The sequence below is a fragment of the Alteromonas sp. DY56-G5 genome (genome assembly GCF_041414725.1).
GTDB classification, from domain to species: Bacteria; Pseudomonadota; Gammaproteobacteria; order Enterobacterales; family Alteromonadaceae; genus Alteromonas; species Alteromonas macleodii.
Genome location: NZ_JANHZQ010000006.1, coordinates 99,723 through 112,215 on the forward strand (window position 1 = coordinate 99,723; position 12,493 = coordinate 112,215).

The 12,493-nt window shown below is 44.5% G+C and carries 11 protein-coding genes; 1 reads left to right on the forward strand and 10 read right to left on the reverse strand.

Annotated elements, in window-relative coordinates; all coding sequences use genetic code 11:
* Positions 1-270: 270 nt before the first annotated feature.
* On the reverse strand, positions 271-756 hold the full coding sequence (gene lrp / locus NO989_RS04745) for a leucine-responsive transcriptional regulator Lrp (RefSeq protein ID WP_039220858.1): 486 nt from the start codon (positions 754-756) through the stop codon (positions 271-273).
* 185 nt (positions 757-941) lie between these two features.
* On the opposite strand from lrp, the gene ald reads away from it, so the two are divergent.
* Positions 942-2,075 (forward strand): alanine dehydrogenase, encoded by a 1,134-nt coding sequence (gene ald / locus NO989_RS04750; protein ID WP_371342150.1) that lies wholly within the window; start codon positions 942-944, stop codon positions 2,073-2,075.
* Positions 2,076-2,190: 115 nt separating this feature from the next.
* On the opposite strand, the gene pyrF is transcribed toward ald, so the two are convergent.
* The 9 genes from pyrF to serC form a co-directional block, all read right to left on the reverse strand.
* On the reverse strand, positions 2,191-2,889 hold the full coding sequence (pyrF, locus tag NO989_RS04755) for an orotidine-5'-phosphate decarboxylase (protein WP_371342151.1): 699 nt from the start codon (positions 2,887-2,889) through the stop codon (positions 2,191-2,193).
* A gap of 6 nt (positions 2,890-2,895) precedes the next feature.
* Entirely contained in the window at positions 2,896-4,065 is a 1,170-nt protein-coding gene (gene lapB / locus NO989_RS04760) for a lipopolysaccharide assembly protein LapB (RefSeq protein WP_014949638.1), read from the reverse strand.
* Positions 4,065-4,325 carry a LapA family protein gene (locus NO989_RS04765; RefSeq protein WP_371342152.1) on the reverse strand — a complete coding sequence of 87 codons (261 nt, stop codon included), beginning with the start codon at positions 4,323-4,325 and terminating at the stop codon, positions 4,065-4,067. The genes lapB and NO989_RS04765 overlap by 1 nt, the downstream gene beginning before the upstream one ends.
* A gap of 126 nt (positions 4,326-4,451) precedes the next feature.
* Positions 4,452-6,794: a PilZ domain-containing protein gene (locus NO989_RS04770; protein WP_014949640.1), complete on the reverse strand. Its 2,343-nt coding sequence runs from the start codon at positions 6,792-6,794 to the stop codon at positions 4,452-4,454.
* Positions 6,795-7,000: 206 nt separating this feature from the next.
* Positions 7,001-7,288 (reverse strand): integration host factor subunit beta, encoded by a 288-nt coding sequence (ihfB, locus tag NO989_RS04775; protein WP_014949641.1) that lies wholly within the window; start codon positions 7,286-7,288, stop codon positions 7,001-7,003.
* A gap of 76 nt (positions 7,289-7,364) precedes the next feature.
* Complete coding sequence (gene rpsA / locus NO989_RS04780) at positions 7,365-9,035, reverse strand: 30S ribosomal protein S1 (RefSeq protein WP_014949642.1); 1,671 nt, start codon at positions 9,033-9,035, stop codon at positions 7,365-7,367.
* Between the two features lie 118 nt (positions 9,036-9,153).
* Complete coding sequence (gene cmk, locus NO989_RS04785) at positions 9,154-9,825, reverse strand: (d)CMP kinase (RefSeq protein WP_014949643.1); 672 nt, start codon at positions 9,823-9,825, stop codon at positions 9,154-9,156.
* Between the two features lie 184 nt (positions 9,826-10,009).
* Entirely contained in the window at positions 10,010-11,293 is a 1,284-nt protein-coding gene (gene aroA / locus NO989_RS04790; RefSeq protein ID WP_283626975.1) for a 3-phosphoshikimate 1-carboxyvinyltransferase, read from the reverse strand.
* A gap of 1 nt (position 11,294) precedes the next feature.
* Entirely contained in the window at positions 11,295-12,380 is a 1,086-nt protein-coding gene (gene serC / locus NO989_RS04795; RefSeq protein WP_371342153.1) for a 3-phosphoserine/phosphohydroxythreonine transaminase, read from the reverse strand.
* Between the last annotated feature and the right edge of the window lie 113 nt (positions 12,381-12,493).

The window sequence follows — 12,493 nt, forward strand, 5'->3', positions numbered from 1 at the left end:
AAATTCTATCGCATGAAGTCATATAGACAATCGGTATTAGCCTATACGCACCACTTTTGCGCTAAACGCAGCAAAGAGCTTAGCGAACTCTTTGCAATCCCTACATAATTATTAATTATTTAATTTTCGGTAAGCAGCTGAACATAATAATGAAAATATGAATTACTCCCCTACCCCACATTTGTGAAACACAACAATTCCTTCGCTGCGCACAAATACTGTATTTTTGCACAGCCTACCACAAAAATACGCTTTTGAGCCACGCTTTCATTACTTCAAATTAATGCGCAGCGACGATGTGCTTTTTACTTCTTCCATTACAACGTATGTCCGCGACTCGCTTACGCCCGGCAAACGTAATAAGGTATCACCAAGCAATTTTCGGTAACTGCTCATATCGGCAACACGCGCTTTTAATAAAAAGTCGAAATCTCCAGACACTAAGTGACACTCTTGTATATCGTCATGCAATTTTACCGCAGCAGAAAATTCTGCAAAGATATCTACCGATGTTTTCGTTAACGTAATCTCTACGAAGACAAGCATGGCTGCGCCGAGCTTTTCTGGGTCAACGACAGCATGATATCCTTTTATATAGCCCTGAGCCTCCAGCCTCTTAACTCTCTCGAGACAAGGGCTGGGGCTTAATCCCACTTCTTTAGCAAGTTCGACGTTTGATATACGCCCGTTTTTCTGTAACTGTACCAGGATATTCCTGTCTATTCGGTCTAGGTGTTTTGGTGTCTTTACCAGCATATAAAATATCTTAAAAGCATCTTTTAGGAGAATTATATGCTACAAACACCCATTCTTCAGCAGATAGTTCTTTTTTTTATCACGTATACTCCGCAAATATGTTCACATGCTTCAAAGCCGAACACTATTTATCAAAAGTTCAACCAGAGCCGCTTAGAAGCTCACTATAAGATTGAGGACTATACATGTTAGTTGGTGTACCAAAAGAAATTAAGAACCACGAATACCGTGTTGGCTTGACGCCAGCGGCTGTAAAAGAGTTTGTTAGCCACGGTCATAGCGTTTTAGTAGAAACTAACGCAGGTGACGCAATAGGTTTCACTAACGAAATGTATGTCGAAGCAGGCGCAGCCATTGCATCAACGGCGGAGCAAGTGTTTGCTGAAGCGGAAATGATTGTAAAAGTAAAAGAGCCTCAGCCTAACGAATGTAAAATGCTTCGTAAAGGTCAGACCCTTTACACTTACCTACACCTAGCGCCTGATCCTACACAAACTAAGCTACTTGTTGAGTCGGGTGCTACGTGTATTGCTTATGAAACAGTAACCGATGACCGTGGTGGCCTTCCACTACTTGCGCCAATGAGTGAAGTAGCAGGCCGTATGTCTGTTCAAGCAGGTGCGCATTACCTTGAAAAAGCGCACGGTGGCAGCGGTACACTACTTGGCGGCGTCCCAGGCGTAGCGCCAGGCAAGGTATTAGTTATTGGTGGTGGTGTTGTAGGCACTAACGCTGCGAAAATGGCACTAGGCCTTGGTGCTGATGTTACTATTCTCGACCGCTCGCTTCCTCGTCTTCGCCAGCTCGACGATATCTTTAACGGACAAGTAAAAACGGTTTACTCAACCGTTGACGCTATCGAGCACTACTCTTCAAAAGCTGACCTTGTTGTTGGTGCGGTACTAATTCCTGGTGCAGCAGCTCCGAAGCTTCTTACTCGCGAACAAATTAAAGCCATGAAGCCTGGTTCAGTGCTTGTTGATGTTGCTATCGACCAAGGCGGATGCTTTGAAACCTCTAAAGCGACCACACACCAAGACCCTGTTTATGTTGTTGACGATGTAGTTCACTACTGTGTTGCAAACATGCCTGGTGGCGTTGCGCGTACTTCTACGATGGCACTTAACAATGCCACATTGCCATTTGGTCTAGCCCTAGCTAACAAAGGCCCAGCGAAAGCAATGCTAGAAGACAAGCATTTGCTTAACGGCCTAAACGTGCACGAAGGTAAGGTAACGTACAAAGCTGTAGTTGACGCGCTAGGTGAAGAACTAGGTCTAACCTATACACCAGCTGAAGTAGCGCTTAGAGGCGAATAACTTCTAAAGATTAGTCTCGGGTGGGCCTCTAGCCATGCTCTTGAATAAGAAAATCGGAATAAAAAAGCTCGGTATGTGAACATCACATCCGAGCTTTTTTGTATTCGAAATAAGTCTAACCGTTTATTGATGCGTTTACTGCTTTCAGTACGGCAATAGGATCTTCCGCTTTAGTGATAGGTCTTCCCATAACTAAATAGCTCACGCCAGCTTTCATAGCATCGGGAGGCGTCATGACGCGCTTTTGATCACCAGCATCTGCGCCTACTGGGCGAATACCTGGTGTAACTAGCAGAAAATCGTCGCTGTGTTTTTCGCGTAATGCGCTAGCTTCCTGCGCTGAGCAGACAATGCCGTCTAATCCTGCTTTTTCTGTTAGTGCCGCCAGACGCAGCACTTGTTGCTCTGGTGTCACACCGCTTACTACATCCGCTAACTGCGCTTCATCCATGCTGGTAAGAACGGTAACCGCAATAAGTTTAGTTTGAGGGTTGCGGCTTGTTGCAATCGCCTCTTTAGCTGCTTGCATCATAGGTAGGCCGCCCGATGCATGTACGTTTACCATCCATACACCCAGCTCCGCCGCTGCTTTACACGCTTTCGCTACAGTATTTGGAATGTCATGGAATTTAAGATCCAAGAAAACGTCAAAGCCTTTAGCGATTAACGCTTTTACGAATTCTGGTCCAAATAAGGTGAACATCTCCTTGCCCACTTTTAGCTTGCACAAGCTTGAATCTAATTTATCAACAAACGCCAATGCAGTGTCTTTATTGTCATAGTCTAATGCAACAATAACGCGTGGGTCATGCATGTTCTTTTATTCTCCGTCTAGCCCTTTGATAGGTTTTACTACGCCCCACTTTTTACAGCTAGGACATAACCAATATAATTTTCGACCGGAAAAGCCACAGCTGCCACAGCGGTATTTAGGGCGCTGCAACATTTGCTTTTCCACCAATTCTTTAAGTAAGCGTAAGCTATCAGCCGTGGTTTTATCTGAAAGCTGGTCAATGTAAAGCCCCATAAGGGTTTTAAAGCCGCGCATAGTCGGGCGTTTGCGAAGTTGCTCAAGTAAGTACTCAGCCGCCTGTGCCGTTTCACCGCGCTTCATAAGCACATCAACCATGGCTAAATAGGACGTAGCACACTCTTGCCAGTGTGCTTCTAAGTTCTTCTGAAAACTTTCCCAGTCGTCAGTTTCTTCAGCAATTTTTTCCAAACTAGGTACGGCTTCGCTAAACCAGTTGATATCGCGTTCGGCCACTTGCGTAAAGTACGCGTTGGCATCAGTAAAGCGTTTTTGATCAAGCGCTATATCACCTAACATAAGCCACGGCCTAACCGCATGTTCGTCGGCGTTTACCGCTTTTTGTAATAAGGTCAATGCCGCACCTTGGCTATCGTTCTTCAACTCAACCGATGCTTGTTCACAATAAAAGTGTGCAAGGCGTTCGCACAAATCATCATTGTCACCATGACACTGCACCATACGTTCGGCTAATTCTATGGCTCTTTCCCACTCTTTCGTGGTCTGGTAGATACTGAAAAGTTGCTGTTGAGCTACAAGGTAGTGTTTATCGCTGTTAAGCAGTTGAAGAAAAGCATTTTCAGCACGCTCTAGAAAGCCTGCTTGTGTGTAGTCGTGACCAAGCTCCCTCAGTGCATTTTCTCGTTGGGCAGGCTGAAGCTCATCGCGGCTAACTAAATTCTGGTGGACTTTAATTGCGCGGTCTATTTCACCTCGGTGACGGAAAAAACTCCCCATCGCGATATGCGTCTCTACTGTATCGCTATTCACGTTAATCATTTTGATTAGCGTATCGACTGCTTTATCAGGTTGGTCTGAGAGAAGGAAGTTTAGCCCCTTGTAATAATGCTTAGATAGAATGCTAGACTGCTTTCGCTGCGCTTGACGGACACTATTTCGGCCCATTATCCAGCCGTAACCTGCCGCAACAGGCAAAAGGAGAAACAGCAGTTCGAGCATTAGTGTTCTTGTTCCAGACTCTGTATTTTAGACTGCGCAGACATCAGCTGAACACGTAATTTTAGCCAGCTCATTAGCATTACCAAAATTCCGATACCAACGCCAATTGAAAGTGTTATCGCTATTAACGTTGATAAGCGAAGATTCGCCTGAGCAATTAAATACTTAACTGTTACTTGTGCTTCATTTTGAGAGCCAATGACAAACGCGATCGCGAGCAGAACCAAAATGATAAGAAACGTTAGGATCCCTTTCAACACTCAACCCTTTTTTGTTGATTTATTTACAAGAATAGCAAAATGCGAAAAGAGATAACACTAAAAGCGTAAGTGAAATGATGTTATACCAATCCGCATCGATAATTGCCCACTCAGAAGGCTCTGGCATTAAGCCGCGCCTTCGCTTTCTAGATCCTGGCGTTGGGGTTTGGCAATAAGATTGTCTACCACCAAATCGTGGTGAAGGGCTGACATATTAGTAATAAAAATACAGTGTGTATAACCCGCCTGCATCGTTTCGAGCTTGTCATACATGGCTTTGTCTAGCTTTGATAGCTGGGCAAGACGCTTCTTAGTTAACGGCGTTATCGCACCGTGACATCGAATAGCAGTGACATCTGTGGCGCTGAGATGTATTTTTTCTTCATCTAACTGAGTTTTTATCTGTGTTCGCAACTTAGAAAAAAGGAAGTCGCGCTCTTTTATATACACTAAGCGGCTGTCGCTCTTTCTAACACAATGAACCACTAACGCTTGTTCAGATGTTTCTTTGAACATCGCCTCTAGAATTTGTGACTTGGGCTTAGCCTGCCCTTTGTCTGCAAAAAAGCCGTGCAGTGGGATAATATTTTGAGTGCGCGAAAAAGGATAAAGGTCGTCAGACGCGTCACTTTGATACACCGTTTTGAGCCTGTCTAACGTAAAGCGGTTCATCACACATAGTACCGATAAAGAAGGCATATGCCTAACCGCCAATTCCCAGATATAACGGTGAGTTGAGCGTTGAATTCGCGCAATATCTCTCACTTTGAAATACGCGGTATTTTCTTCAACCATATGATCGACGCTCGAGCTCACTTTAGCCTTACGTGTATCTTCAACAAGACACAACCTCACCACGCCCGTTTCCGCTTGGTAGTGCACAACCTTATATTTTTCACCTTTAATTTTCAGTTCCGGTACTGAAACACGAATTTCCTTTTGTAGCTCACTTTTCGGTGCAACAATTAACTTCATCCCGCTTGCACTCAGATCAGCAACCCGCGCATCAATCGATGTCAGCAGTCCAACTTTAATAGAGGCAGGTTTATCAATAACGTAACGTGTCTCACTGCGTCTATCTAAATCCTCTTCCATAACATAATCAATTCGCCAGTTATTGCCGCTAGCCCTCAAGGTTTTTGACAAGGGTTTGAAATCGCATTTTGCTGAAAGGGTCAGATTAGTAAGATAAGCAGACACGTCTTTACAGTAAAGAACATGGGAGATCTGCGCCAGTTGCTCAAATTCTTTACTGGCAATATCGTGAATAGCAAACGCTTTTTGTTTATCTTCTCGCGTCACGCTATCAAGTCGACAATGGGTACAGATGAAGTCGCCACTTTTGGCAAGAAGATAAACCAACGCGTTAAGCTGTTTTAATGCCAGCAGTTGTCTATGCGTCGCTGTTATTTGAACGTTACCATTTTTGGTTTTGATGTTGCCATGAAAGACATACGCTTCATTATACTTGCGCAGCTCGTCAACTAACGTCGCGAAGATAGGCTTATCTTGTAGGCTAGCCAATAGTTTTTCGGCGTCGTTATGCTCGACATTGGCTTTGGTAAACAGGGCAATAATGGGCTTAAGCGACTTCTTCTCTGGCGCGAGAAACACCGGCAACCACGGGCTATTTTCAAGTATTCGGTCGCGTTCTAGTTCTTGCATGGCGCGTTCTATTTCTAAATCACGCTGCAAAGGCTGTTTATACGCGGTAATCGCTACATATCGTTTAAGGGTTGCAAGAAAGCCTTTATCCACGTCGTCTTGAAAAACAAACGATGTCTCATACTTCCCTAAGTGCTTGTTGTATTTTACCGACTCTAGTTCAAGCGTTATTTCAGTCGGTTCTTTAGTAAGTCCTTTAACTTCAGGAATAGTGAACGTAATAATGTCACCAGTAGAAGCGTTCGGTGGCCTTTTCGTTTCAAGAGCAATGCCTTTGTGTGACATCGAACTGATCGAACAATGACGGCCTTTCTCAAAATCGGGGGAAGAAATAGTAAAGTTTGGACGAATTGCGATGTCATCGCCGAAATCTATATCAGTAAACGATTGGCTTTCAACATTAAAAGCATCGACAATTTTTTTGAACTGTTCTTTTTTTATTTGGTTTTGGTAGAAGTCTGAGTTCATTACTGACTCAAACACGCCTACCGTATATCTGTCTTGATAAAGCGATGTTTCGTTTTTGAGTATCTGCGCGCCGACTTTATCAAGGCGCATTTGAACCCCGAAGTGCTTGAATTTCATGACGGGGAATTGAGCGAAGGCAGAGTTATCAGCAGGTGCGTCGGTTAACGACGTTAATCGAACAACCTCCTCTTTTACTACTTTTCGAACACTACTAGGTAGACGCTTCGAAAACTTGTTAATTCCTTCTAACAGCTTGTTTTGTTGTTCATAAGGAATTAACGCGCGAATGAGCGGCTGGTATTGTTTAATTATTGCTTGTTCGTCGCCGGCTGACATTACTTCTATGAATACCGTTTATTATTATTTGAACAACATATAACCCTATTCGAGTTGGGGTCAATAGGTACCAAAAATTAAACGAAAGTATATCAGCAATAACGAACACCTTATTCTAGCTAAGGCAAATAGATTATTGAATTTTGCTAAATAGCAATAAGGCAGCGGACACAAAAAAGCCGCTTATCAGCGGCTTTTAAAATGCATTATGCGATTGAGGCGTCTACCCTTTCGCGAAGCTCTTTACCAGGCTTAAAGTGCGGTACATATTTACCGTCAAGTTTCACTGTCTCACCCGTTTTTGGGTTTCTACCTACGCGTGGAGCGCGGTAGTGAAGAGAGAAACTGCCAAAACCTCTAATTTCAATACGCTCACCCTTTTGAAGAGTTTGCGCCATTTGCTCTAGAAGTTCTTTTATCGCCAGTTCGAGTTCTTTCGCCGGAATATGACGCGCTTGATCCGCGAGCCGTTCAATTAATTCAGACTTGGTCATGCTTAACCTCATTGTCAATATTATTGTTTAAACAGCTATCGCGAATTGGGTGTGCATCTGCACACCCACAAAAGCATTATTCGCCTTTAGCAGCTTTAAATGCTTCTGCCATCGCGTTAGCGAAACCAACATCTTCTTGCTGGTTAACTTTATCGATAGCTTCTTTTTCGTCAGCCTGATCTTTCGCTTTAACAGATAGGTTAACAGTGCGGTTCTTACGGTCAACGCCCATGAACTTCGCTTCGATGCTATCACCAACGCTTGCTACTTCTGTTGCGTCTTCAACACGCTCTACAGCAAGATCTGCAACGCGGATGTAGCCGTCAACTTCTTCAGCTAGGTTTACAGTAACGCCTTTCGCATCAACTGCTGTTACTGTACCAGTAACGATAGCACCTTTCTTGTTATCTGTCAGATACTTGTTGAAAGGATCTTCTTCGATTTGCTTAACGCCAAGAGAGATACGCTCACGCTCTGGGTCGACCTGTAGTACAACTGCAGAGATTTCGTCGCCTTTCTTATAGTCGCGAACCGCGTCTTCACCAGACTTGTTCCAGCTGATGTCAGAAAGGTGAACTAGACCGTCGATGCCGCCGTCAAGACCGATGAAGATACCGAAGTCAGTGATTGACTTGATCTTACCAGACACTTTGTCACCTTTTTCATGTGACTCAGCAAATGTTTCCCAAGGGTTAGCAATGCACTGCTTAAGACCTAGAGAAATACGACGACGCTCTTCGTCAATTTCAAGAACCATTACATCTACAGTGTCACCTAGGTTAACAACTTTAGATGGGTGGATGTTCTTGTTAGTCCAATCCATTTCAGAAACGTGTACAAGACCTTCAACGCCGTCTTCAATTTCAACGAAGCAGCCGTAGTCAGTAAGGTTAGTAACCTGACCGTTGATCTTAGTACCTTCTGGGTAACGAGAAGCAATTTCTTGCCATGGATCGTTGCCCATTTGCTTCATACCAAGAGAAACACGCTGCTTCTCTTTGTCGAACTTAAGTACTTTAACGTTGATTTCGTCACCAACATTCACGATTTCACTTGGGTGCTTAACGCGCTTCCAAGCCATATCAGTGATGTGTAGAAGACCGTCTACGCCACCAAGGTCAACGAACGCACCGTAATCGGTAAGGTTCTTAACGATACCCTTGATTTCATGACCTTCTTCAAGGTTAGCAAGAAGCGTTTCGCGCTCTGCGCTGCTTTCTGCTTCGATAACTGCACGACGAGAAACAACAACGTTGTTACGCTTAGCGTCAAGCTTGATAACTTTAAATTCAAGCTCTTTGCCTTCAAGGTGCGTAGTGTCACGTACTGGACGTACGTCAACAAGAGAACCAGGAAGGAACGCGCGTACACTGTTAACTTCAACAGTGAAACCGCCTTTAACTTTACCGTTGATAACGCCTTTGATAGTAGCTTTATCTTCGTAAGCTTTTTCCAGCTCAACCCACGCTTCGTGACGCTTCGCTTTTTCGCGAGAAAGGATAGTTTCACCGAAACCATCTTCAACTGCATCTAGTGCTACGTCTACTTGGTCACCGATAGCGATTTCTAGTTCGCCTTCAGCGTTTTTGAATTGGTCAGCTGGGATAGCACTTTCTGATTTCAAGCCTGCATCAACAAGAACGATGTCTTTGTCGATAGAAACAACAGTACCTTTTACAATTGAACCAGGACGTGTTTCTAGTTCTTGTAAGCTTTCTTCAAAAAGTTGTGCAAAATTTTCAGTCATAAGTCTCAAATAACTTTTAAGTTGATATCCACGCTTCTTATCCGGATAACGCGGGGTTATTAAAATTAGTCGCCACTTCCTGTAGCAACACTGCTTTGGATGCGATCAGCTCTCGTCATTAAAGGCGTGAGGAAATAATATCCATCGCTTTTTCAAAGACTTGGTCAATATCCAAGTCCGTTGAATCTATAATTACTGCATCTTGTGCCGGTACCAAAGGAGCCACTGCACGCTGTGTATCGCGCTCGTCTCTTGCCTTGATATCGGTTAAAAGGCGCGCAATATTAACATCCATGCCCTTTGCTTTCAACTGGCTATAGCGGCGTTCTGCACGGGCTTCTGCGCTTGCTGTAAGGAAAATCTTTACAGGCGCTTCGGGAAATACCACTGTACCCATGTCGCGACCGTCGGCAACAAGACCAGGATCTTGTTGGAAAGCACGCTGTCTGCGAAGTAGTGCTTCGCGAACCCGGGGTAATGCTGCAACTTTTGATGCCACAGCGCCAACTTCTTCAGTGCGAATATCGTCAGTAACGTCTTCGCCTTCTAAGATAATGCGAGTGGTATCGCCATTCGTCTCGAAACTAACATCAAGACCGGTTGCTAGAGGAACAACACATTCTTCATCATCACACGGAAGGTCGTGGTGAAGTGCAGCAACTGCTAATACGCGGTAAATTGCACCGCTATCTAGAAAGTGCCACCCTAATTTTTTTGCCAGCAAGCTACTTAATGTACCTTTGCCTGCACCACTAGGACCGTCAACCGTGACTACGGGTGTGGAATGCATACCTGCTCCATCGTTTAAATTACTAAAAATCGAGCGCAATTATACGCTTTAGTGAGAGATAAGCAATGCCGCCTCTTAGTGACGGCATTGTACATTAGGATAAATCTGATTCAGATCAACGAAGCAACTAAAGAGTTAACCTACGTAGCCCTTCATTAACCTGTGACTTATTTATACAAGGCTTTTACGCGCTATATAAAGTTTTAAAGCGGGTAAAATAGTCGGGGAAGGTTTTACGTGTACAACCCGGATCGTTTATTGTTACCGGAGTATCGCTTAACGCAACAAGCGAGAAGCACATGGCAATGCGATGGTCGTTATACGTGTCTATCTCAGCATGTTTTAGCGAGTCAGTCGGCCACACTTTAATATAGTCATGCCCTTCTTCCACTTTCGCACCCAACTTTTGAAGCTCGGTGGCCATAGCCGCAAGACGATCTGTTTCCTTAACACGCCAGTTATAAATATTGGTCATGGTCGTTGGACCTTCAGCAAACAATGCCGTAGTCGCGATGGTCATGGCCGCATCTGGAATATGGTTCATATCCATGTTCACGCCTTTAAGCGGCGCACCCGTTATTTCAACATACTCATCGTTCCAAACCACCGTTGCACCCATGGCCTCAAGTACATCAGCAAAACGAATGTCACCTTGAATGCTGTTCTGGCCAATTCCGGTTACGCGTACCGTTCCACCTTTAATGGCACCGGCTGCAAGGAAGTAAGATGCTGACGATGCATCGCCTTCAACCATAAATTTACCCGGCGCAATATACTTAGCGTCACCAGAAACCGTGAACGTTTGGTAGTTATCATTTTCAACAGTAACGCCAAACTTCGCCATGGTATCTAACGTGATATCGATATAAGGCTTAGAAACCAACTCACCTTTTATGCGAATAGTCACATCACCAGAAAATAACGGCGCAGCCATCAAAAGGGCTGTTAAAAACTGGCTAGATACACTGCCGTCCACCGACATTTCGCCACCGTTTAAAGTTTTACCTTTAATTTGAAGCGGCGGGTAGCCTTCGTTTTTAAGGTAGGTGACGTCAGCATCAGCTTCGCGCAGCGCATCCACTAAATCACCAATTGGACGCTCTTCCATGCGTGGTTCACCAGTAAGTACTGTGTCGACATTACTTGCAGCAAGTGCTGCGCACAAAGGTCGCATTGCGGTACCGGCATTACCTAAGAAAAGCTCTAAGGGCTCAGCTACGTTGAACGCCCCACCGTTACCTTGTACAACACATTGCGTTTTATCTTCGCTCAAGCGATAGTTAATGCCTAATTTGGTGAGTGCATTGAGCATATGCTCAATATCTTCGCTATCTAGCAAGTTGGTTAATTCAGTTTCACCTTCAGCTAACGCGGCAAGCAGTAGTGCGCGGTTAGATAGACTTTTTGAGCCAGGTACATTGACCTCTCCCGATACTTTTGCAATCGGGTCTAATGTTAACTGCTCCATTTTATCCATTCACTCTTTCAAATTCGCGCATAAATTCAACTAGCGCAACAATGCCCTCTACTGGCATTGCATTATAAATACTGGCACGCATGCCCCCTACTGAACGATGCCCTTTAAGAGCAAGTAACCCTGCTTCTTGTGACTGTCTAAGGAACAACCCGTCGAGTTCAGCATTGGCTAAATGAAACGGCACGTTCATTTTTGAACGGTTGTCAGGGTGAACTTTACTTGAATAGAAGTCAGAGCTATCGATAGCTGAATACAATAACGCCGCCTTTTCAGCATTGCGTTTAGCCATAGCGTCGACGCCGCCCATATCTTTAAGCCATTCAAATACAAGCCCCGCTAAGTACCATGAGAACGTTGGTGGTGTGTTGTACATAGAGTCAGACTTTGCCGCTAGTGCATAATCGAAGATAGAGGGCGTTTCTTTACGTGCTTTGCCAACCAGGTCTTCGCGAACAATAACAACTGATAAGCCGCTTGGGCCGATATTCTTTTGTGCCCCAGCGTATATAACGCCATGCTTTGCTACATCTAACGGCTGTGACAATATAGTCGAAGACATATCAGAAACCAGCGGAACCTTGCCCGACTCTGGTAGCCAATCAAAAGCGATTCCATCAACGGTTTCATTTGGACAGAAATGGTAATACGCGGCAGATTGATCAATCTCGCTCAGCTGAGGCTGCGCAACGTAGTGACAGCCGTCTTTTTCAGACACTTCACCCACCACTTTGGCGTGGTTGTATTTGTTTGCTTCGTCAACGGCACCTTTAGACCAAGAACCGCTGACTAGGTGAAGACTGGTATCGTTAGCGTTGGATAAGTTGAGTGGTACAGCGGCAAATTGCCCACGCCCACCACCGTGCGTGAACAGCACATGGTAGTTGGAAGGAATGGACAATAAATCTCGCAAATCTTGCTCAGCTTTTGCCGCTATTTCAATGAAGTCTTTACCACGATGGCTTACTTCCATTACAGAGCAGCCTAGATCGCGCCAATTTGTAAATTCTGATTGTGCTTTTTCCATGACTTCTTTTGGAAGCATAGCCGGGCCAGCACTAAAATTAAAAACCTCTTTCATCGCGTTTTTCAACACCTGTAGATAATTACCGTTTAACTCGCTTTGTTTTGAATGTTTTGCGGGTCTATTAGGTAAACAAGCGGCTTAAGCCGCTTGTTTGAAAGAACACTGAT

Bases quoted from the DNA above. Each gene is read 5' to 3' on its own strand.
- lrp (WP_039220858.1), bottom strand. From the start codon at position 756: ATGCTGGTAAAGACACCAAAACACCTAGACCGAATAGACAGGAATATC.
- ald (WP_371342150.1), top strand. From the start codon at position 942: ATGTTAGTTGGTGTACCAAAAGAAATTAAGAACCACGAATACCGTGTT.
- pyrF (WP_371342151.1), bottom strand. From the start codon at position 2,889: ATGCATGACCCACGCGTTATTGTTGCATTAGACTATGACAATAAAGAC.
- lapB (WP_014949638.1), bottom strand. From the start codon at position 4,065: ATGCTCGAACTGCTGTTTCTCCTTTTGCCTGTTGCGGCAGGTTACGGC.
- NO989_RS04770 (WP_014949640.1), bottom strand. From the start codon at position 6,794: ATGTCAGCCGGCGACGAACAAGCAATAATTAAACAATACCAGCCGCTC.
- ihfB (WP_014949641.1), bottom strand. From the start codon at position 7,288: ATGACCAAGTCTGAATTAATTGAACGGCTCGCGGATCAAGCGCGTCAT.
- rpsA (WP_014949642.1), bottom strand. From the start codon at position 9,035: ATGACTGAAAATTTTGCACAACTTTTTGAAGAAAGCTTACAAGAACTA.
- cmk (WP_014949643.1), bottom strand. From the start codon at position 9,825: ATGCATTCCACACCCGTAGTCACGGTTGACGGTCCTAGTGGTGCAGGC.
- aroA (WP_283626975.1), bottom strand. From the start codon at position 11,293: ATGGAGCAGTTAACATTAGACCCGATTGCAAAAGTATCGGGAGAGGTC.
- serC (WP_371342153.1), bottom strand. From the start codon at position 12,380: ATGAAAGAGGTTTTTAATTTTAGTGCTGGCCCGGCTATGCTTCCAAAA.